Raw genomic sequence first — 19,336 nt, 5'->3', positions numbered from 1 at the left:
CGCGCGCCCGGCCGGTGCGCGTGGTAGCCATTGCGACAGCGCCTTGTCGTTGTCGCGTCCCCATCGTTGTCCATGCACCGGCTTTTATCTTCAAGCTGCTGAATTGTAAGAAGTTTTTTTTATGGCATGAATCATGGATGAGGAGAGGGGCAATCCAGCCTTGCGTGCACATTCTTAGAAAGGAGACAGCATGAAATTTCTCAGCATTGCGGCCCTTGCCCTGAGCCTCGTCGGTGCCGGTGTTGTACAGGCTGCCGAGGTGGTCGGCGAAACCAGCGACACCACCGCCGGCGGTGCGGTGGGCGTGCTGACCGGCGTGATGGTCGGCGGCGCGGCGGGTGGCCCGATCGGTGCGCTGGTCGGCGCCGGCGTCGGTCTGTTCGCCGGCAAGGGCGTGCAGGAAGGCGCCGGTCTGGAAGATCGCGCCTACCTGGTGCGCAAGGAAAACGGCGAGCAGGAAGTGGTTCGCTCGCCCAACCGTGCCTTCGACGACGGCGAAAAGGTCGTCATCCAGGGTGGTCGTCTGCATGCCCCGAGCGAAGCGGTGAGCAGCCGCTGACCAGCCGGGAGGCCGGGCTGCGGCGCCGCGCGCGCCGGCCCGGCCTCCGCGGTCGGCGGGGAAGTCGATCGTCGTCAGTCCCAAGCGAAGAGAGCGCCATGCTGATTCCCGTATTCAAGCTCGATACCCCGGCCGACCTGGGTCTCAAGGTCATCGCGTTCAGCCTGCACGGCCTCGACAACCGCACGCCCACGGCGCTCCACCAGCAGCGCCTCGACTGCCTGCGCGCCGAGTTCAACGCCGAACACAGCCTCAGCGGCCAGCAGGGCTTCCATGCCCTGCGCGAGCTGATCGGCCGCACGCCGAGCGCCTACCCGCCGCTGCCGCAGGCGCTGTTCGAGCGCTACCTGGGCAACGGTTGCCTGCCCGCCGTGTCGCCGCTGGTCGACCTCTACCAGCAGTGGTCGCTGAACAGCGGCCTGTCGATCTGGGCCCACGACCTGCAGCGGCTGCGCCTGCCGGTGACCCTGGCGCTGAGTCGCGGCGGCGAGAGCTTCCAGGTGCGCCAGGGACTGCCACCGGTGCGCCTGCCGGCCGGCGAGTACACCTACTTCGACGGCGACGGCCAGGTGCTGTGCCGCATGGAATACCTGCAGTCGGCGGCCACCGCGGTGAGCGCCGCGACCCGCTCGGCGCTGCTGGTGATCCAGGGCCACGCGCAGACCGACCCGGACGAGCTCTACGCGGTCGCCGAGGGGCTCAAGGCCGACCTCAAGGCCTGCTGCTGCGGCGAGAGCCAGGCTCGGCGCCAGTCGCGCCGCCGCGTCGCGGCCTGACTGCCGCCGTTCGCCTCCCGTGCCCAGGCCAGGCGCGGGCGACAGCCGCCCGGCCGCGCCGGCCAGTTCAGCGAGCCGGCACGGCCGGGCCGGGGGCAGGGTGTATTCAGTGCGGCGCGTCGCCGGCACCGCACAGCTGCAGCAGGCGTCGCACGCCGACCGGCTCCTCGGCGAGCAGCGGCACCAGCGCGAAGCAGCGGGCGTGCCGGTCGGCCACCGCCTCGATCTCGCGCAGTTCGCTCCAGGCGCGCTGGCGCAGCAGCGGCGAGTCGGTGCGCGCCGCGGCGACGCTGTTGTTGATCAGCCAGGCCCAGGGCTCGATGCCGGCGCGGCGCAGGTCGGCCTGCAGGTTGGCGGCCTCCAGCACCGGCGTGGTCTCCGCCAGGGTGACCAACAGCACCTTGGTCTGCCGAGGGTCCTGCAGCTGCATCATCGGCGTGGTGAAGCGCATGTTGCTGCCGCTCATCTGCCGCTCGATCTCGCGGTGGTAGGCGCCGGTGGCGTCGAGCAGCAGCAGGGTGTGCCCGGTCGGCGCGGTATCCATCACCACGAACTTGCGGCCCGCCTCGCGGATGATCCGCGAGAAGGCCTGGAACACGGCGATCTCCTCGGTGCACGGCGAGCGCAGGTCCTCGGCCAGCAGCGCCTTGCCCTGTTCGTCCAGTTTGGCGCCCTTGGTCGCCATCACGTGCTGGCGGTAGCGCTCGGTCTCGGCGTGCGGGTCGATGCGGCTCACCGTCAGATTGTCCAGCGCGCCGTCGAGGGTTTCGGCCAGGTGCGCGGCCGGATCGGAGGTGGTCAGGTGCACGGCCAGGCCGCGCCGCGCCAGCTCCACCGCCACGGCGGCCGCGAGGGTGGTCTTGCCCACCCCGCCCTTGCCCATCAGCATCACCAGACCGTGGCCGTCGGCGGCGATGGCGTCGACCAGCGCGGCCAGGCTCGGCGCCTGCGGGGCGGGGGCGGGCGGCACCGGCTCGAGGCCGGCATCCGCCTCGCCGTCGAGCAGCTGGCGCAGCGCCGCGACGCCGACCAGGTTGAATGGCTTGAGCGGGATCTGGTCGCAGGGCAGGGCGGCGAGCACCGCGGGCATGGCCGCCAGCGCCGCCTGTTCGCGAGCACATACGGCGCTGGCCAAGGCGTCCTGGGCGGCCTGGGCCGGCGGCAGCACGCCGTTGATCACCAGGTATTGCTGGCGCAGGCCGATGGCGGCCAGTTCCTCGTGGGTGCGCGCCACCTCGCGCAGGGTGGCCTGCTGGGCGCGCGCCACCAGCACCAGGCGGGTGCGCTGCGGATCGGCCAGCGCCTCGACCGCCTCGCGGTATTGCTCGCGCTGCTTGTCCAGCCCGGCCAGCGGGCCGAGGCAGGAGGCGTCGCCCAGGCCGGCGTCGAGAAAGCCGCTCCACGCCCCGGGCAGCTGCAGCAGGCGGATGGTGTGGCCGGTCGGCGCGGTGTCGAACAGGATGTGCTGGTAGCCGGCGGTCAGCTCCGAATCGATCAGCAGCGCGGTGAATTCGTCGAAGGCGGCGATCTCGGTGGTGCAGGCGCCGGACAGCTGCTCCTCCATGCCGCGCACCTCGTCCTCCGCCAGCTTGCCGCGGGCCGGGCCGACGATGCGCTCGCGGTAGGCCGCGGCGGCCGCCTGCGGGTCGATCTCCAGCGCGGCGAGGTTGGCCACCGCCGGCACCGCGGTGATCCGATTGCCGATCTCGATGCCGAACACCTGGCCGACGTTGGAGGCCGGATCGGTGCTCACCAGCAGCACCCGCCGGCCGCTTTCGGCCAGGCGGATGGCGGTGGCGCAGGCCAGCGAGGTCTTGCCCACGCCGCCCTTGCCGGTGAAGAACAGGAAGCGTGGCGCTCGTTCGAGAAACTTCATCGTGGATCCCTCCTCAGTCGCGGGCCAGGCCGCGTTCGTACCAGGCGCGGCTGTCGTTCACCGCGCGCACCAGCCACAGCATCACCGGCACCTCGATCAGCACGCCGACCACGGTAGCCAGCGCGGCGCCGGAATCGAAACCATAGAGGACGATGGCTACCGCCACCGCCAGCTCGAAGAAGTTCGACGCGCCGATCATGGTCGCCGGGCCGGCCACGTCGTGGCGGACCTTCAGGCCGCGGCACAGCCAGTAGCCGAGCGCGGCGATGAACAGCGTCTGCAGCAGGATCGGCACCGCCAGCAGGCCGATGATCAGAGGCTGCGCGACTATGGCCTCGCCCTGGAAGGAGAACAGCAGCACCAGGGTAGCGAGCAGGGCGAGGATGGAGAACGGACTGATGCGGCCCAGCGCCGCCTGGAAGGCCGCCGCGCCGCGCCGGAGCAAGCGGGCGCGCAGGAACTGGGCGATGGCCAGCGGGACGACGATGTACATGACCACCGACAGCAGCAGGGTGTCCCAGGGCACCGGAATCGACGACACGCCCAGCAGCAGCGCGACGATGGGCGCGAAGGCGAATACCATCACCAGGTCGTTGAGCGCCACCTGGGTCAGGGTGAAGTTGGCGTTGCCGTTGCACAGGTTGCTCCACACGAACACCATCGCCGTGCAGGGCGCGGCGCCGAGCAGGATCAGCCCGGCCATGTAGCTGTCCAGCTCGCCGGCCGGCAGGACGTCGGCGAACAGCACCTTGACGAACAGCCAGCCGAGCAGCGCCATGGAAAACGGCTTGACCGCCCAGTTGACGAACAGGGTGATGGCCATGCCGGCCTTCTGCTCGCGCACCTCGTGCAGCGCGCCGAAGTCGATCTTCATCAGCATGGGGATGATCATCACCCAGATCAGCAGGCCGACCGGCAGGTTGACCTGGGCGATCTCCAGCGCGCCCACGCCCTGGGCGATGGCCGGGGCGTAGAGACCGAGCAGGGTGCCGCCGCCGATGCAGAGCGATACCCAGAGGGTCAGGTAGCGCTCGAAGAAGCCGAGCGGGGCACCGGCGGCCTGCCTGGCCGCCACTTCACAGGGACTGGACATCGGGGGGTGGGTTCCTTCTCGTACGGCCTGTCATCGGACGGTCATGGCGGGCAGGGCAGAATTCGCTCAAACCATAACATATGAAAAATCGAATATTAGTTTCCGCCGATGGAAATCCCGTCCGTTCTGATCCAGGTCAGCTGCAGGGGAGGACGGCTTTACGGGATATCCGATCTGGCATATGTTCTCCGCCCCGACTGTCCGCCAGTGCATCCGATGGCCGAACACCTGACCCCGCCGCTGCTGTGCAAGAGTCTCGCCGACGACACCCGGGCGCGCATCGCCCTGCTGGTCGCCCGTGAGGGCGAGCTGTGCGTGTGCGAGCTGGTCTGCGCGCTGGGCGAGAGCCAGCCGAAGATCTCCCGCCACCTGGCGCAGCTGCGCAGCAGCGGTCTGCTCGCCGACCGCCGCCAGGGCCAGTGGGTGTTCTATCGCCTGCACCCGGACCTGCCCGACTGGGTGCACGACCTGCTCAGGCTGATGCTCGACTCCAACCGCCATTGGCTGAGCCCGGAAACCACGCGCCTGGCGGCCATGGGCGAACGGCCCGCGCGCAGCGCCGCCTGCTGCTGAGCCCGGCGCCCCCATTCATCCAAGGAACCACACCGTGTCCCATCCCTACGACCTCCTCGGCGTCCCCGGCTGCTCCGGCCGGCTGATCTTCACCCCCTGCCCGGGCAGCAAGGAAACCAGCGTGGCTGAAGCCCTGGACACCCTGCAGGCCGCCGGCGCCGAGGCGCTGATCACCCTGATGCCGGCCGCCGAGCTGGAGCTGAACCAGGCGATTGAGCTGCCGGCGCTGTGCGCCGCGCGCGAGCTGGAGTGGTTCCACCTGCCGGTGGCCGACGAAGCGGTGCCGCTGGACGATTTCGCCGGCGCCTGGGAACAGGCGCGCGAGCGCATCCAGGCGCTGCTCGGCGAAGGCCGCAGCGTAGCCATCCACTGCAAGGGCGGTTCCGGACGCACCGGGCTGATCGCCGCGCGCATCCTGATCGACCGCGGCCTGCCGCGCGCCGAGGCGGTGGCCATGGTCCAGACGCTGCGGCCCAAGGCCATCCAGCATCCGGCGCACGCGACCTGGCTGGCGCAGTTCGGCCAGTAGGCAGCCCGCATGCTGAAGACCTTCGCCCTGTTTGCCGTGACCGCGGTGGCCGAAATCGTCGGCTGCTACCTGCCGTACCTGTGGCTCAAGCAGGGCAAGAGCGTCTGGTTGCTGGTGCCGGGGGCGCTCTCCCTGGCGCTGTTCGCCTGGCTGCTGTCGCTGCACCCGACCGCCGCCGGCCGGGTCTACGCCGCCTACGGTGGCGTGTATATCGCCGTGGCGATGCTCTGGCTGTGGTGGGTGGATGGCATCCGCCCGACCGGGTGGGACCTGCTCGGCTGCGCCGTCGCCCTCACCGGCATGGCGATCATCATGCTGGCGCCGCGAACCCCCTGACTTCATCGATTTTCGGAGAGAACAAGGCCATGACCATCAAGGTAGGCATCAACGGCTTCGGCCGCATCGGACGACTGGCCCTGCGCGCCGCCTGGGGCTGGCCGGAGCTGGAGTTCGTGCAGATCAACGACCCGGCCGGCGATGCGGCGACCCACGCCCATCTGCTCAACTTCGACTCGGTGCACGGCCGCTGGCAGCATGAGGCGAGCAGCGACGGCGACTGCGTGGTGATCGACGGCAAGCGCATCCGGGTCACCGCCAACAAGGCCATCGCCGACACCGACTGGTCGGGCTGCGACCTGGTGATCGAGGCCAGCGGCAAGATGACCAAGGTAGCGCTGCTGCAGGCCTACCTCGACCAGGGCGTCAAGCGCGTGGTGGTCAGCGCGCCGGTCAAGGAGCCGGGCGCGCTCAACGTCGTCATGGGCGTCAACGACCGGTTGTTCGATCCCGAGCAGCACCGCATCGTCACCGCCGCCTCCTGCACCACCAACTGCCTGGCCCCGGTGGTCAAGGTGATCCACGAGGCCCTCGGTATCCGCCACGGATCGATCACCACCATCCACGACCTGACCAATACCCAGAGCATCCTCGACCAGCCGCACAAGGACCTGCGTCGCGCCCGCGCCTCGGGGATGAGCCTGATCCCGACCACCACCGGCTCGGCCACCGCCATCGCCGAGATCTTCCCGGAGCTGCGCGGCCGCCTGAACGGCCACGCCGTGCGTGTGCCGTTGGCCAACGCTTCGCTGACCGATTGCGTGTTCGAGGTGGAACGCGCGACCACGGCCGAGGAGGTCAACGCCCTGTTCAAGGCCGCCGCCGAGGGCGCGCTGAAAGACATCCTCGGCTACGAGGAACGTCCGCTGGTGTCCATCGACTATCGCACCGACCCGCGCTCGTCGATCGTCGACGCGCTGTCGACCATGGTGGTCGACGGCACCCAGGTGAAGGTCTACGCCTGGTACGACAACGAGTGGGGCTACGCCAACCGCACCGTCGAGCTGGCGCGCAAGGTCGGCCTGGCCGGTTAAGCGGGCGCTTTGCGTAAGGCGGGTCAGGCCGCAGGCCGTAACCCGCCAACCGGCCGTGAGGCCGGCAACGCGGATGCCTGCGGCATCCCTGGTGGGTTACGCCGCTGCGCGGCTAACCCACCCTACGGTTTCCTGTCGGGCAGGCGAGGCTGGTCGGTTGACCAGTAGGGGCGAATTCATTCGCCGGCGCGGCTCCGTCAGGCGAATGAATTCGCCCCTACACGATCTGCCACACGGGTTCCCCTATGCACGCCCTGTCCCGTCTTGCCCCCGAAGTCCGCCAGTACCTGCTGGTCACCGGCAATTACTGGGCCTTCACCCTCACCGACGGCGCCCTGCGCATGCTGGTGGTGCTGCACTTCCACGGCCTGGGCTACAGCCCGCTGTCGATCGCCGCGCTGTTCCTGTTCTACGAGTTCTTCGGCGTGGTCACCAACCTGGTCGGCGGCTGGCTGGGCGCGCGCCTGGGCCTCAACCGCACCATGAACCTCGGCCTCGGCCTGCAGGTGGCGGCGCTGCTGATGCTCACGGTGCCGGCGACGCTGCTCACCGTGCCCTGGGTGATGGCGGCGCAGGCGCTGTCCGGCATCGCCAAGGACCTCAACAAGATGAGCGCCAAGAGCTCGATCAAGCTGCTGGTGGCGGACGGTCAGCAGGGCACCCTGTTCAAGTGGGTGGCGCTTTTGACCGGTTCGAAGAACGCCCTCAAGGGCGTCGGCTTTTTCCTCGGCGGCGCGCTGCTGACCGCGCTCGGCTTCACCGGCGCGGTGCTGGCGATGGCCGTGGCGCTGGCGCTGATCTGGCTGGTCAGCCTGGCGACTCTGAAGAAGGATCTGGGCAAGGCCAAGAGCAAGCCCAAGTTCCGCGACCTGCTGTCGAAAAGCCGGGCGATCAACATCCTGTCCGCCGCGCGCCTGTTCCTGTTCGGTGCCCGCGACGTGTGGTTCGTGGTGGCCCTGCCGGTCTATCTGTCCGCCAGCTTCGGCTGGGACTTCTGGCAGGTCGGCGGCTTCCTCGCCCTGTGGGTGATCGGCTACGGCTTCGTCCAGTCGCTGGCCCCGCACCTCACCGGCAAACGCAGCGGCCGGCTGCCGGACGGCCGCGCCGTGCTCGTCTGGGCGGCGCTGCTGGCCGGGCTGCCGGCGGCCATCGCCCTGGGACTTGCCAGCGCTCTGCCGGCGCAGACGGTGCTGGTCGGCGGCTTGCTGCTGTTCGGCGCGCTGTTCGCCGTCAACTCGTCGCTGCACAGCTACCTGATCGTCAGCTACGCCAAGGAGGACGGCGTGTCGCTGGACGTCGGCTTCTACTACATGTCCAACGCCCTCGGCCGGCTGATCGGCACCCTGCTGTCGGGTTGGGTGTTCCAGGCCTGGGGCCTCGAAGCCTGCCTGTGGGTGTCCAGCGCCTTCGTGCTGCTCGCCGCGCTGATCTCCGTGGCCCTGCCGCGCCATGCGGCGGTGGCCGCGGCCTGACGCTTTCGGGCGCTGCGCGGTCGGCCGCCTGGGGGAGCGCGGGGGGATTACCGCCCGTGGCCGCATCTGCCAGACTGAAGTCGTAGCAGGCGAGAACCGTCCTGGCCCAGCCAGAACGGGTTGCGTCCCGATGCCGGAGCCGCGCTCCACGGTCATCCGGCATCCTGCCCACGTGGCCCGGGTCGAGCGGTTCGCCGCTATGCAACCTCCACGAAGAAGGGGGCACCATCATGACCATCAAGGCAGGCATCAACGGCTTCGGCCGTATCGGACGTCTGGCCCTGCGCGCCGCCTGGGGCTGGCCGGAAATCGAATTCGTCCATATCAACGACCCGGCCGCCGACGCGGCCACCCACGCCCATCTGCTCAACTTCGACTCGGTGCACGGCCGCTGGCGGCACGAGGCGACCAGCGACGGCGACTGCGTGCTGATCGAGGGCCAGCGCATCAAGGTCACCAAGCATCGCGCCATCGCCGAGACCGACTGGTCGGACTGCGACCTGGTGATCGAGGCCAGCGGCAAGATGACCAAGCTGGCGCTGCTCCAGGGCTACCTGGAGCAGGGCGTCAAGCGCGTGGTGGTCAGCGCGCCGGTCAAGGATGCGGAGGTGCTCAACGTGGTGCTGGGCGTCAACGACCAGCAGTTCGATCCGCAGCGCCACCGCATCGTCACCGCCGCCTCCTGCACCACCAACTGCCTGGCGCCGCTGGTCAAGGTGATCCACGAAAGCCTCGGCATCCGCCACGGCTCGATCACCACCATCCACGCGCTGACCAACGATCAGGTGGTCATCGACCAGCCGCACAAGGACCTGCGCCGCGCCCGCGCCTCGGGCATGAGCCTGATCCCCACCAGCACCGGCTCGGCCAGCGCCATCGCCGAGATCTTCCCCGAGCTGCGCGGCCGCCTGAACGGCCACGCGGTACGCGTGCCGCTGGCCAACGCTTCGCTGACCGACTGCGTGTTCGAAGTGGAGCGCGCGACCACGGTGGCGGAGGTCAATGGTCTGCTCAAGGCCGCCGCCGAGGGCGAGCTGAAAGGCATCCTCGGTTATGAGGAGCGCCCGCTGGTGTCCATCGACTACCGCGGCGATCCGCGCTCGTCGATCGTCGATGCGCCGTCGACCATGGTGGTCGACGGCACCCAGGTGAAGCTGTATTCCTGGTACGACAACGAGTGGGGCTACGCAAATCGCGCCGTCGAGCTGGCGCGGCTGGTCGGCATGGCCCGCTGAACCGAGGGTGCCCACGCTCCGGCGTGGGCGCCTGCTCTTGGTCGGCCTGACCGGCAAAGGGGCCGCTATGCATAGGGCGGGTTAGGCCGCAGGCCGTAACCCGCCAATCGGCCGTGAGGCCGACAACGAGGATGCCTGCGGCATCCCTGGTGGGTTACGCCGCTGCGCGGCTAACCCACCCTACGTTTCCTGTCGCGCTGGTGAGGCTGGTCGGCTGACCCGCTGTAGGGGCGAATTTATTCGCCCAAAAACCTTGTGAAGGCGAATGAATTCGCCCCTACACGGATGTGCTCGGCAGCCCCGCCCATTCCCCTGTCTGACCGCATTGCGCCGCCGCTCGGCGCGCCACTTCCCGCTGACGCCCGGATCGGATTTCCCTAAAACGGTTCGCTGATCGAACCCAATGTCGATTATCGGATTGAGCGAAGGCGCGCGGCTTCGTAGTGTCCGAGCTGCCGCGCTCGAGCCTAGCGCGGCCAACGACAACGACGAGCATCAACCCGGATTCGAGCGGGCAGGGCGCACCAGCGCCCTGCCGCGGGCTCCCTGTCGCCCGAAAGGTCGATCCTGGTCAGCGATGCTCCGTTCCGTCGGCGGGGCCGGTACACGGTCCCGTCCGGCGGAAAACGCCTCTCAAGGAAAACAACAATGACAAGTTCTGCCCAGCTACCGGTCGCCGGTACTCTCGACGTTCAGTCGTTCATCAACGCGCAGCCGCTGTCCGCCTATCAGTGGCGCATCGTCGCGCTGTGCTTTCTCATCGTCTTCCTCGACGGCCTGGATACCTCGGCCATGGGCTTCATCGCCCCGGCGCTGACCCAGGAGTGGGGCATCGAGCGGGCCAGCCTCGGCCCGGTGATGAGCGCGGCGCTGTTCGGCATGATGTTCGGCGCACTGGGCTCCGGCCCGCTGGCCGACCGCTTCGGCCGTCGCCTGGTGCTGTTCGGCGCGGTGTTCCTGTTCGGGCTGTTCAGCCTGCTCTCGGCCTTCAGCGGCAATATCGAACAGCTGGTGGCGCTGCGCTTCCTCACCGGCCTGGGCCTGGGCGCCGCCATGCCCAACGCCACCACGCTGCTCTCCGAGTACACCCCCGAGCGCCTCAAGTCGCTGCTGGTGACCAGCATGTTCTGCGGCTTCAACCTCGGGATGGCGTGCGGCGGTTTCGTCTCCGCCAAGCTGATTCCGGCCTTCGGCTGGCACAGCCTGCTGCTGCTCGGCGGCATCCTGCCGCTGATCCTGGCCGGTGCGCTGCTGCTCTGGCTGCCGGAGTCGGCGCGCTTTCTGGTGGTGCGCAACCGCGGCACCGACAAGGTCCGCCGCGTGCTGGCGCCGATCGCGCCGGCCGAGGTGGCGATGGCCAGCGGCTTCAGCGTGCCCGAGCAGAACACCGTGCAGAGCGGCAACGTGTTCAAGGTGATCTTCTCCGGCACCTACAGCGCCGGCACCCTGCTGCTCTGGCTGACCTACTTCATGGGCCTGGTGATCGTCTATCTGCTCAGCAGCTGGCTGCCGACCCTGCTGCGCGACAGCGGCGCGAGCATGGAGCAGGCCGCCTTCACCGGCGCGCTGTTCCAGTTCGGCGGTGTGCTCAGCGCGGTGGGCGTGGGCTGGGCGATGGATCGCATCAACCCGCACAAGGTGATCGGCGTGTTCTACCTGCTGGCCGGGGTGTTCGCCTACTTCGTCGGCCAGAGCCTGGGCGAGGTGACCCTGCTGGCGACCCTGGTGCTGCTGGCCGGCATGTGCATCAACGGTGCGCAGTCGGCGATGCCGTCGCTGGCCGCGCGCTTCTATCCGACCCAGGGGCGCGCCACCGGGGTGTCCTGGATGCTCGGCATCGGCCGTTGCGGCGCGATCCTCGGCGCCTGGATCGGCGCCACCCTGCTGGGCCTGGGCTGGAACTTCGAGCAGGTGCTCACCGCCCTGGTGGTGCCGGCGGGCATCGCCACCTGCGCTATCGTCATCAAGGGCCTGGTCAGCCACGCCGATGCCACCTGAGCAGCGTCGCTGACTGCCGGCAGCCCTCGTCTTGCTGGCGAGGGCGCCGGTCCGCCGCGGATCGGCGGCGGGGTGGCCGGAAAATCGCCGACCACCCTTTGGCCCGGCGCCGCGCTGTGCCACAGTCGCGGTATCGTTTCTGGATGACCTGCGCCGATGAACATCGACAACCGCATCAAGTTCCGCCACCTGGTGTGCTTCCTCGAGATCGCCCGCCTGCGCAGCTTCGCCCGCGCCGCCGACAGCCTGGCGGTGAGCCAGCCGGCGATTTCCAAGACCCTCAAGGAACTCGAGGGCATCCTCGACCACCAGCTGTTCGAGCGCGGCAAGAGCGGCGTGGTGCTGACCGCCGCCGGCGAAACCTTCCTGCGCTACGCCGGGCCCTGCGTGCAGTCGCTGCGCGACGGCGTGGGCGTGGTGCGCGGCAGCGAGCCGCAGGGCGGCGAGGTGCGCGTCGGCGCGCTATCGACGGTGGAAAGTCGCCTGCTGCCCGAGGTCATCGCCCGCCTGCATCGCCGCCACGGCGCGCTGGCGATCCAGGTGGCCGGCGGCTCCAGCGCCCAGCTGCTCGCCCAGCTCAAGGTCGGCGAGCTGGACCTGGTGGTCGGCCGGATGACCGACAGCCCGGAGATCCAGGGGCTGATCTTCGAGCACCTGTACAGCGAATCCATGACCCTGGTGGTGCGCGCGGGCCATCCGTTGCTGGGCATCGCCGAGCGGGCGGGCGGCGCCGAGGCGCTGGCGCGCCTGGCCGACTACCCGCGGGTGCTGCCGCCGGCCGGCACCACCATCCGCAAATACGCCGACAGCCTGTTCGTGCAGTGGGGCGTGCCGCCGGCCGCGCAGTGCCTGGAGACCCTGTCGATCGCCCTGGGCCGCCGCTACGTGCTGGACAGCGAGGCGATCTGGGTGGCGCCGCAGGACGCGGTGAGCCACGACCTGGCCGAGGGCCTGCTCAAGGAACTGGCCCTCGGCATCCGCGAGCCGGGCGGCTCCATCGGCATCTGCACCAGCAGCGCGCGGCCGCTGCCGGCGGCGGCGCAGTGGTTCTGCGCGGCGTTGCGCGAGGTGGCCGGTGAGCGCGGGGCGGGGACGGCGGAGGGACAGGCGCCCGCCTGAGCCGCTGGCCGGCGGCGGGCGAGCCGCCGCTTACGGACGGCCCTCGCCGCGGCGGAAGGCGCCGGGCGTGGTGTCGGTCAGGCGCTTGAAGAAGCGGGTGAAGTAGGCCGGCTCGCTGAAGCCGAGCAGTTCGGCGATCTGGTTCACCGTCAGGCTGGTGTAGATCAGGTTGCGCTTGGCCTCCAAGAGCAGCCGCTGGTGCAGCAGGCCCAGCGCGCTGTGGCCGTGCAGGCGGCGACAGATGCCGTTCAGGTGCGCGGTGGAAATGTCCAGCCGGCGCGCGTACTCCTCGACCGCCCAGTGCTCGCGAAAGTGCGCTTCGAGCAGCTGGGTGAAGTGCGCCAGGTATTCGCCGGCCCGCTCGCCGCGCGGGCCGCCGGGACGCCGGTCGCCCGTACGCGGGCCGCCCTGACGCGGGCCGCCCAGGCCGCGCTCGCTGCTCGGCGGGGCGGCCAGGCGGCGGCTCAGCCATACCGCCAGCGCGGCGATCAAGGATTGCAGCAGCAGGTCGCGCCCCGGCGCGGCGGCGCTGGCGTACTCCTCGGCGATGGCCTGGAACAGCGCGTCGACATGGCGCAGCTCGTCGTCGCCGAGCAGGTACAGGCCGGGCTGGGCGAGCACCGCCTGCTGCGTGCCCAGATGCGCCTGCAGGTTGGCCAGCAAGGGCGCCGCCAGGGTGACGATGTAGCCGTCGACGTCGGTGGAGAAACGAAAGCCGTGGATGGTCAGCGGCGGGATCACCTGCACCGCGGCCTGCTCGACCGCGATCTGCCGGCCCTCGATTTCCATCCGCGCGACGCCCCGGCGCAGGTACAGCAGCTGGGCGAGATCGCCGTGGCGATGCGGGCGGATCTCCCAGTCGTGCAGGCGGCTGCGCTCGGCAATCGACTCGCAGTGCAGCAGGTCGGGCGTCGGCCAGGACAGCTCGCCGCCATACAGGGTGAATACGGGAACGGCGGCGGCGGACGGTTTCATCGGGGCTGGCCTTGATGGTGTTCGGTAATCGGCGAGAGTTTCCAAAAGTCCTGTTTTCTTATCCTGATGTGCATTTTTTTGCCAGTGGGTCTGACCAAAAATGCAGACGTGGGCGGTAGAGAGCTGCCGCTGGACAACCCGCATCTTGCATCCATCAGGACAACAACAATGAAGACACAAGTCGCTATCGTCGGCGCCGGCCCGTCCGGCCTGCTGCTCGGCCAACTGCTGCACAATGCCGGCATCGACACCCTGATCGTCGAGCGGCAGACGCCGGATTACGTGCTCGGCCGCATCCGTGCCGGAGTGCTCGAGCAGGGCATGGTCGACCTGCTGCGCGAGGCGGGGGTAGCCGCGCGCATGGACCGCGAGGGGCTGGTGCACGAGGGCTTCGAGATCGTCTTCGACGGCCGTCGCGAGCGCATCGACCTCAAGGCGCTGACCGGCGGCAGCACCGTCATGGTCTACGGCCAGACCGAGGTCACCCGCGACCTGATGGACGCGCGCAAAGCCAGCGGCGCGCCGATCGTCTACGAGGCCGGCAACGTGCAGTTGCACGACCTCAAAGGCGACAAGCCCTGGCTGACCTTCGAGAAGCAGGGCGAGACGGTGCGCGTCGACTGCGACTACATCGCCGGCTGCGACGGCTTCCACGGCGTGTCGCGGCAGTCGATTCCCGCCGAGCTGCTGAAGAACTTCGAGCGCGTCTATCCCTTCGGCTGGCTCGGCCTGCTCGCCGATACCCCGCCGGTCGCCGAGGAGCTGATCTACGCGCAGCATCCGCGCGGTTTCGTGCTGTGCAGCCAGCGCTCGACCAGCCGCAGCCGCTACTACCTGCAGGTGCCGCTGAGCGACCAGGTCGAGGACTGGTCCGACGAGCGCTTCTGGAGCGAACTCAAGAACCGCCTGCCGGCCGACGTGGCCGAGCGGCTGGTCACCGGGCCTTCGCTGGAGAAGAGCATCGCGCCGCTGCGCAGCTTCGTGGTCGAGCCGATGCAGTACGGCAAGCTGTTTCTGGTCGGCGACGCCGCGCACATCGTGCCGCCGACCGGCGCCAAGGGGCTCAACCTTGCGGCCAGCGACGTCAGTACCCTGTATCGCATCCTGGTCAAGGTCTACCGCGAGGGGCGCACCGAGCTGCTCGAGAAGTACTCGCCGATCTGCCTGCGGCGGATCTGGAAGGCCGAGCGCTTCTCCTGGTGGATGACCCAGCTGCTGCACGAGTTCCCCGAGCAGGAGGGCTTCGACCAGCGCATCCAGCAGACCGAGCGCGAGTACTACCTGAGCACCCTGGCGGCGCGGCAGACCATCGCCGAGAACTACGTCGGCCTGCCGTACGAGCCGGTCGAATGAGTCGCCCGGCCGCGTGCGGCGGCCGTTGAGCGGGCGAGGCCCGATGGCCGGCAGGTCCCTTCGCGGGCCTGCCGGCACGATGTTCTGTAGGGGCGAATTCATTCGCCTGACCGGGGCCGCGTTGGCGAATGAATTCGCCCCTACAAAAGAGCCCGTCTCCGTCCCCGCTGCGGCGAGGCCGCCCGCTGGGGCTGGCAACGTTCGTCCCCTTGGCCGCCCGCCACCTCTCAGGTACGGGCGGTTTTTTTTGCGACCGGCGCGCTGACGACCCTCGCATCCCTGTGGGGCGAATTCATTCGCCAAGCAGGCCAATGGCCTGCCCTTGGTGGTGCGGAGGGGCGCTTCGCACCCCTTTGGCGAATGAATTCGCCCCTACAGTGGCTGCCCTGCCGGGGACACCCGGAGTGGATCAGGAACCGATCAGCCAGGCGCCTGCCGGCAGTCGGCGTTCCAGCGTGCGGCAGTCGCCGGGGGGCGGCTGTTTGCCCGGCGGGCGCCCGGGGAACCAGATGCGGCATAGCCCGCGGGGTGGCCGATGGCCGCGGGGGATGCGCTCGATGCGCGGGTCGTACTCCGGGTCGTAGGCTGCTTTCTGCAGGTCCTGACGTCGAGCGTCCTCCCCGAATTCGTCGTCGAATCGCCGCGCCTGGCGTTCGTCCCACTCCCTGGCGGCGGCCTGTTCCTGCGCCAGTTGCTCTTCGGCCATCCGCCGCGCCGCGATTTCCTCGTCGAGCTGCTGTTGTCGGGCCAGTCGTTCGTTTTGCTCGGCCATGGCAGGGGAGAGGTTCTCTGCGGCGGCCTGCCGGGCGGCGTTGCTCAGCCAGACGTTGCGTTCGTGCAGCGTGCGGTCGCCCCCGGAGAGGACGTCGGATTTGGCGGCCAGCGCCTCGGCCTGCTGGTAGTTGCCCTGGCGCAGGCGAACCTGGCCGAGGTAGTGGACGATCACCGGATTGCCCGGCTCGATGCGCTGGGCGCGCTCCAGGGTGGCCGCCGCCGCCTCCGTGCGTCCGGCGCCGAGGTCACGGGAGGCGCTTTCCACCAGGGCGCCCACCGCCGGGTTTTCCGGACGCGCCGCGCTGGCGGCGGGTGCCATGCAGGCGGCCCAGAGCAGCAGTCCTGGCCACAGGACGGCAATCCGCAGGTTTGTTTTCATCATGTTCGGGGGATCGTCGAGGCGTCGTTGGGCATGCCGCCGGTGCCTCGGTACGCGCGAGGCGATGGCGGCGATCCTCTTCGATTGCCTTTTGCGACGCTCGTTCCCGGGCGCGGCGGGTCTTTTTGTCGGACGCTTCAATACTGCGCCATCTTCTTCAGCCGGCAGTCGAGCGACGCCTGGCGGGACCTCCGCACCGTCCCGCATGTGGCGCAATGACGAACTCGAAAGTCATCTCGGCGATCAACACGGACTGGCAGAGGACGACCTACCAGCTCATCGCCTATGGCCAGGTAGCCGACCTGTTCGAGGTGCCGCCGGCGCCGGCGGGTGGGGGACGGATAACCCGTCGGCGTAGCGGTTGCCTCCGCGCCGCCCGCCCGTCGGCGCCGCCCGCGCAGCGGCTGGGATTCAAGGCCGGCGCGGCGCTGCAGGGACTTTGACAGTGCGGTGTCTGGTCGCATCCGCAGGCCGTAGCGAAGTGCTTTGTCATAACCATTAAGTTATGGAACAAGCAGTACAATTCAATTTCCTCAACGCGGGCAGCCGGGCAGACTGAACTCACTCAGATCCGCTCCGACAACTCCAACAAGAGGAACGCAGCATGCACGACGCGGAAAACAGCCGGTTCGTCACCCGTGACCGCAACTGGCAGCCCAAGGCCTACACCCCCGACTACAAGACCTCCGTGCCGCGCTCGCCGCGTCAGGCGCTGGTGAGCATCCCGCAGTCGATCTCCGAGACTACCGGTCCGGACTTCTCGCACCTGAAGCTCGGCAAGTACGACAACGACCTGCTGCTCAACTTCAACAACGGCGGTCTGCCGGTGGGCGAGCGGATCATCATGTTCGGCCGCGTGGTCGACCAGTACGGCCAGCCGATCCCGCACACCCTGGTGGAGATGTGGCAGGCCAACGCCGGCGGCCGCTACCGCCACAAGAACGACCGCTACCTGGCGCCGCTCGACCCCAACTTCGGCGGTGTCGGCCGCACCCTGACCGACGCCAACGGCAACTACTTCTTCCGCACCATCAAGCCCGGTCCCTACCCGTGGCGCAACGGCCCGAACGAGTGGCGTCCGTCGCACATCCACGTGTCGATCGCCGGCCCGTCGATCTCCACCAAGCTGATCACCCAGATGTACTTCGAGGGCGATCCGCTGATTCCGAAGTGCCCGATCGTCCGCACCCTCGCCAACCCGGACGCCGTGCAAACCCTGATCGGTCGCCTGGACATGAGCATGGGCACGCCCATGGACAGCCTGGCCTACCGCTTCGACATCGTCCTGCGCGGCCAGCGCAAGACCCACTTCGAGAACCAGTGAGAGAGGAGCCGACCATGAATTTCGACCTGCTGCCGGAAACCCCTTCGCAGACCGCCGGCCCCTACGTCCACATCGGCCTGGCGCTGGCCGCCGCCGGCAACCCGACCCGCGACCAGGAGATCTGGAACGAGATGGCCAAGCCGGACGCCGCCGGCGAGCACATCGTGCTGATCGGCCGGGTGTTCGACGGCAACGGCCACCTGGTGCGCGACTCCTTCCTCGAGCTCTGGCAGGCCAACCATGAAGGCGTCTACGACTGCGCCTACGACCTGGAAAAGCCGTTCAACGGTTTCGGCCGCACCGCCACCACCTTCGACGCCGGCGAATGGACGGTGCAGACCGTCAAGCCGGGCGCGGTGGGCAAGCAGGCGCCGCACATCAACGTGTCGCTGTTCGCCCGCGGGATCAACATCCAGCTGCAGACGCGCATCTACTTCGACGACGAAGTGGAGGCCAACGCCGCCGATCCGGTGCTGAACCTGATCGAGGCGGTGGAGCGTCGGCAGACCCTGGTGGCCAAGCGCTGCGAGGTGGACGGCAAGACCGCCTACCGCTTCGACATCCGCATCCAGGGTGAGGGCGAGACGGTATTCTTCGACTTCTGAGTGCAGCCCCAAGACTCGTCTGGCGTCGTCGTGCAGGCTGGCCGCACTAGTCGCAAGGGGACCTGCAGGGATGCGGGAAATGCCTGGCGGCGAGAGGATCGCCGACAGGTGCTGCGCCTGCACGCCTCGGCAGAACCGCTGCGCCGAGTTTTGTAGACCCCTCTCATTCTGCCGTTGACCCCAAGAACCCGCGCTGCCTGGCAGCGCGGGTTCGTCATGTCGAGAATTTCGCTCCGATGCCCGCCGCCCAACCCGTCCCCGCCAACCTCGCCGCCACCCTGCGCCAGGGCTTCGCCGCCCAGCTCGCCGAACGCGGCCTCTCCGCCGACGCCGCCCAGCAGGCCGCCTTCGCGCGCCTGGCCGACTGGGTGCAGCGCCAGCTCGGCGGCCGGCGCGGCTGGCTGCGCCGGCACAGCGGCGGGGTGTACCTGTGGGGCGGGGTAGGGCGCGGCAAGAGCCTGGTGCTCGACGCCTTCTTCGCCGCCGCCCCGCTCACCGCCAAGCGCCGCGTGCACTTCCACGCCTTCCTGCAGGACGTCCAGCAGCGTCTGCTGCGCTTCACCGGGCAGCCCGATCCGCTGGCGCTGGTCGCCCGCGAGCTGGCAGGGGAGGTGCGTCTGTTGTGCTTCGACGAGTTCCACGTCCACGACATCGGCGACGCCATCCTGCTCGGCCGCCTGCTCCAGCACCTGCTGCACGAGCAGGTCGGCGTGGTGCTCACCTCCAACTACGCGCCCGCCGCGCTATGTCCCAATCCGCTCTACCACGAGCGTTTCAAGCCGTTCATCCGCCTCCTGCAGCAGCGCCTGACGGTCATCGAGCTGGACGGCGGCCGCGACTATCGACCGCTCAGCGCGCGCGACTGGGGCCGCTACTGCTGGCCGGCGGCCGCCGCCGAGGCGCACCTGGCCGAGGCCTTGGGACTGGCGCCGGACGGGGCAGGGGAGCCGCTTGCCGTCAACCGCCTGCGCCTCAAGCCGCTGGCGCGCAGCCAGGACCGCCTGTGGCTGAGGTTCGCCGACCTGTTCGAGGCGCCCAGCGCCACCGCCGACTACCTATGGCTGTGCCGGCACTTCGCCTGCCTGGCGATCAGCGAGATTCCGCCGCTGGACCAGCGCTCCGTAGACGTCCAGCAGCGCTTTCTCAACTTCGTCGACATCGCCTACGACAGCGGCGTGCAGCTGCTGCTCGGCAGCGCGGTGGCCCTCGACGAGCTGTGCGTGAAGCGCGCCCAGGCCGACTTCGCGCGCACCCGCAGCCGCCTGGCGCAGCTGCGCGCGGTGGATTGCGATAATCGAACTGTGGTTCGATAATCGGATCGCCGCT

Annotated in this window: 19 protein-coding genes; 15 read left to right on the top strand and 4 right to left on the bottom strand. The window is 69.1% G+C overall.

Features of this window, described 5'->3' with window-relative positions:
- Nucleotides 1-190: 190 nt before the first annotated feature.
- Nucleotides 191-559 (top strand): hypothetical protein, encoded by a 369-nt coding sequence (locus LMJ29_RS08900; RefSeq protein WP_229605168.1) that lies wholly within the window; start codon nucleotides 191-193, stop codon nucleotides 557-559.
- Between the two features lie 98 nt (nucleotides 560-657).
- Complete coding sequence (locus tag LMJ29_RS08895) at nucleotides 658-1,335, top strand: phenylalanine--tRNA ligase beta subunit-related protein (RefSeq protein WP_229605167.1); 678 nt, start codon at nucleotides 658-660, stop codon at nucleotides 1,333-1,335.
- Between the two features lie 106 nt (nucleotides 1,336-1,441).
- Here the strand turns inward: LMJ29_RS08895 and arsA are convergent, their stop codons facing one another.
- Both arsA and arsB read right to left on the bottom strand, forming a co-directional pair.
- Nucleotides 1,442-3,211, bottom strand: a complete 1,770-nt coding sequence (gene arsA, locus LMJ29_RS08890; RefSeq protein ID WP_229605166.1) for an arsenical pump-driving ATPase — start codon at nucleotides 3,209-3,211, stop codon at nucleotides 1,442-1,444.
- A 13-nt stretch (nucleotides 3,212-3,224) separates the two neighbouring features.
- The gene (gene arsB / locus LMJ29_RS08885) at nucleotides 3,225-4,304 is read right to left on the bottom strand and encodes an ACR3 family arsenite efflux transporter (RefSeq protein WP_229605165.1); all 1,080 of its coding nucleotides are present in this window, start codon (nucleotides 4,302-4,304) and stop codon (nucleotides 3,225-3,227) included.
- Nucleotides 4,305-4,520: 216 nt separating this feature from the next.
- Here arsB and LMJ29_RS08880 point away from each other — a divergent pair, with 216 nt between their 5' ends.
- From LMJ29_RS08880 to pcaQ, 8 genes are all read left to right on the top strand, one after another.
- Entirely contained in the window at nucleotides 4,521-4,877 is a 357-nt protein-coding gene (locus LMJ29_RS08880) for a metalloregulator ArsR/SmtB family transcription factor (protein ID WP_229605164.1), read from the top strand.
- A 34-nt stretch (nucleotides 4,878-4,911) separates the two neighbouring features.
- Nucleotides 4,912-5,406, top strand: a complete 495-nt coding sequence (locus LMJ29_RS08875) for a phosphatase domain-containing putative toxin (RefSeq protein ID WP_229605163.1) — start codon at nucleotides 4,912-4,914, stop codon at nucleotides 5,404-5,406.
- Nucleotides 5,407-5,415: 9 nt separating this feature from the next.
- Nucleotides 5,416-5,742 carry a YnfA family protein gene (locus LMJ29_RS08870; protein WP_229605162.1) on the top strand — a complete coding sequence of 109 codons (327 nt, stop codon included), beginning with the start codon at nucleotides 5,416-5,418 and terminating at the stop codon, nucleotides 5,740-5,742.
- A 29-nt stretch (nucleotides 5,743-5,771) separates the two neighbouring features.
- On the top strand, nucleotides 5,772-6,776 hold the full coding sequence (locus LMJ29_RS08865) for an ArsJ-associated glyceraldehyde-3-phosphate dehydrogenase (protein ID WP_229605161.1): 1,005 nt from the start codon (nucleotides 5,772-5,774) through the stop codon (nucleotides 6,774-6,776).
- Between the two features lie 245 nt (nucleotides 6,777-7,021).
- Complete coding sequence (gene arsJ, locus LMJ29_RS08860; protein WP_229605160.1) at nucleotides 7,022-8,248, top strand: organoarsenical effux MFS transporter ArsJ; 1,227 nt, start codon at nucleotides 7,022-7,024, stop codon at nucleotides 8,246-8,248.
- Nucleotides 8,249-8,478: 230 nt separating this feature from the next.
- The gene (locus tag LMJ29_RS08855; RefSeq protein ID WP_229605159.1) at nucleotides 8,479-9,483 is read left to right on the top strand and encodes an ArsJ-associated glyceraldehyde-3-phosphate dehydrogenase; all 1,005 of its coding nucleotides are present in this window, start codon (nucleotides 8,479-8,481) and stop codon (nucleotides 9,481-9,483) included.
- A 648-nt stretch (nucleotides 9,484-10,131) separates the two neighbouring features.
- Entirely contained in the window at nucleotides 10,132-11,481 is a 1,350-nt protein-coding gene (locus LMJ29_RS08850; protein ID WP_229605158.1) for an MFS transporter, read from the top strand.
- 156 nt (nucleotides 11,482-11,637) lie between these two features.
- Nucleotides 11,638-12,600 (top strand): pca operon transcription factor PcaQ, encoded by a 963-nt coding sequence (gene pcaQ / locus LMJ29_RS08845; protein ID WP_229605157.1) that lies wholly within the window; start codon nucleotides 11,638-11,640, stop codon nucleotides 12,598-12,600.
- 30 nt (nucleotides 12,601-12,630) lie between these two features.
- Here pcaQ and LMJ29_RS08840 read toward each other — a convergent pair whose 3' ends face one another.
- Nucleotides 12,631-13,575 carry a helix-turn-helix domain-containing protein gene (locus LMJ29_RS08840; protein ID WP_229605156.1) on the bottom strand — a complete coding sequence of 315 codons (945 nt, stop codon included), beginning with the start codon at nucleotides 13,573-13,575 and terminating at the stop codon, nucleotides 12,631-12,633.
- Nucleotides 13,576-13,743: 168 nt separating this feature from the next.
- Here LMJ29_RS08840 and pobA point away from each other — a divergent pair, with 168 nt between their 5' ends.
- Complete coding sequence (gene pobA, locus LMJ29_RS08835) at nucleotides 13,744-14,928, top strand: 4-hydroxybenzoate 3-monooxygenase (RefSeq protein WP_229605155.1); 1,185 nt, start codon at nucleotides 13,744-13,746, stop codon at nucleotides 14,926-14,928.
- A gap of 409 nt (nucleotides 14,929-15,337) precedes the next feature.
- Here the strand turns inward: pobA and LMJ29_RS08830 are convergent, their stop codons facing one another.
- The gene (locus LMJ29_RS08830) at nucleotides 15,338-16,084 is read right to left on the bottom strand and encodes a tetratricopeptide repeat protein (protein WP_229605154.1); all 747 of its coding nucleotides are present in this window, start codon (nucleotides 16,082-16,084) and stop codon (nucleotides 15,338-15,340) included.
- Nucleotides 16,085-16,296: 212 nt separating this feature from the next.
- On the opposite strand from LMJ29_RS08830, the gene LMJ29_RS08825 reads away from it, so the two are divergent.
- The 4 genes from LMJ29_RS08825 to zapE all read left to right on the top strand — a co-directional run bounded on the left by LMJ29_RS08825 (nucleotide 16,297) and on the right by zapE (nucleotide 19,323).
- A complete protein-coding gene (locus LMJ29_RS08825) occupies nucleotides 16,297-16,524 on the top strand; it encodes a hypothetical protein (protein WP_229605153.1) in 228 nt (75 codons plus the stop codon).
- Between the two features lie 161 nt (nucleotides 16,525-16,685).
- Nucleotides 16,686-17,405 (top strand): protocatechuate 3,4-dioxygenase subunit beta, encoded by a 720-nt coding sequence (gene pcaH, locus LMJ29_RS08820; RefSeq protein WP_229605152.1) that lies wholly within the window; start codon nucleotides 16,686-16,688, stop codon nucleotides 17,403-17,405.
- A 14-nt stretch (nucleotides 17,406-17,419) separates the two neighbouring features.
- Nucleotides 17,420-18,010: a protocatechuate 3,4-dioxygenase subunit alpha gene (gene pcaG / locus LMJ29_RS08815; protein ID WP_229605151.1), complete on the top strand. Its 591-nt coding sequence runs from the start codon at nucleotides 17,420-17,422 to the stop codon at nucleotides 18,008-18,010.
- A 236-nt stretch (nucleotides 18,011-18,246) separates the two neighbouring features.
- Nucleotides 18,247-19,323 (top strand): cell division protein ZapE, encoded by a 1,077-nt coding sequence (zapE, locus tag LMJ29_RS08810; RefSeq protein WP_229605150.1) that lies wholly within the window; start codon nucleotides 18,247-18,249, stop codon nucleotides 19,321-19,323.
- The last annotated feature ends 13 nt before the right edge of the window (nucleotides 19,324-19,336 follow it).

It is taken from the genome of Pseudomonas oryzagri (assembly GCF_020831405.1).
Lineage (GTDB): Bacteria > Pseudomonadota > Gammaproteobacteria > Pseudomonadales > Pseudomonadaceae > Geopseudomonas > Geopseudomonas oryzagri.
Note: the sequence above shows the minus strand (reverse complement) of the source record. Positions and strands in the feature narration are given on the sequence as shown.

What these genes read in the sequence shown, in the direction of transcription:
- LMJ29_RS08840 (WP_229605156.1), bottom strand. Translation starts at nt 13,575, where the DNA reads ATGAAACCGTCCGCCGCCGCCGTTCCCGTATTCACCCTGTATGGCGGC.
- pcaG (WP_229605151.1), top strand. Translation starts at nt 17,420, where the DNA reads ATGAATTTCGACCTGCTGCCGGAAACCCCTTCGCAGACCGCCGGCCCC.
- arsB (WP_229605165.1), bottom strand. Translation starts at nt 4,304, where the DNA reads ATGTCCAGTCCCTGTGAAGTGGCGGCCAGGCAGGCCGCCGGTGCCCCG.
- LMJ29_RS08895 (WP_229605167.1), top strand. Translation starts at nt 658, where the DNA reads ATGCTGATTCCCGTATTCAAGCTCGATACCCCGGCCGACCTGGGTCTC.
- arsJ (WP_229605160.1), top strand. Translation starts at nt 7,022, where the DNA reads ATGCACGCCCTGTCCCGTCTTGCCCCCGAAGTCCGCCAGTACCTGCTG.
- pobA (WP_229605155.1), top strand. Translation starts at nt 13,744, where the DNA reads ATGAAGACACAAGTCGCTATCGTCGGCGCCGGCCCGTCCGGCCTGCTG.
- zapE (WP_229605150.1), top strand. Translation starts at nt 18,247, where the DNA reads ATGCCCGCCGCCCAACCCGTCCCCGCCAACCTCGCCGCCACCCTGCGC.
- LMJ29_RS08825 (WP_229605153.1), top strand. Translation starts at nt 16,297, where the DNA reads ATGACGAACTCGAAAGTCATCTCGGCGATCAACACGGACTGGCAGAGG.
- pcaH (WP_229605152.1), top strand. Translation starts at nt 16,686, where the DNA reads ATGCACGACGCGGAAAACAGCCGGTTCGTCACCCGTGACCGCAACTGG.
- LMJ29_RS08880 (WP_229605164.1), top strand. Translation starts at nt 4,521, where the DNA reads ATGGCCGAACACCTGACCCCGCCGCTGCTGTGCAAGAGTCTCGCCGAC.
- LMJ29_RS08865 (WP_229605161.1), top strand. Translation starts at nt 5,772, where the DNA reads ATGACCATCAAGGTAGGCATCAACGGCTTCGGCCGCATCGGACGACTG.
- arsA (WP_229605166.1), bottom strand. Translation starts at nt 3,211, where the DNA reads ATGAAGTTTCTCGAACGAGCGCCACGCTTCCTGTTCTTCACCGGCAAG.
- LMJ29_RS08870 (WP_229605162.1), top strand. Translation starts at nt 5,416, where the DNA reads ATGCTGAAGACCTTCGCCCTGTTTGCCGTGACCGCGGTGGCCGAAATC.
- LMJ29_RS08900 (WP_229605168.1), top strand. Translation starts at nt 191, where the DNA reads ATGAAATTTCTCAGCATTGCGGCCCTTGCCCTGAGCCTCGTCGGTGCC.
- pcaQ (WP_229605157.1), top strand. Translation starts at nt 11,638, where the DNA reads ATGAACATCGACAACCGCATCAAGTTCCGCCACCTGGTGTGCTTCCTC.
- LMJ29_RS08855 (WP_229605159.1), top strand. Translation starts at nt 8,479, where the DNA reads ATGACCATCAAGGCAGGCATCAACGGCTTCGGCCGTATCGGACGTCTG.
- LMJ29_RS08850 (WP_229605158.1), top strand. Translation starts at nt 10,132, where the DNA reads ATGACAAGTTCTGCCCAGCTACCGGTCGCCGGTACTCTCGACGTTCAG.
- LMJ29_RS08830 (WP_229605154.1), bottom strand. Translation starts at nt 16,084, where the DNA reads ATGATGAAAACAAACCTGCGGATTGCCGTCCTGTGGCCAGGACTGCTG.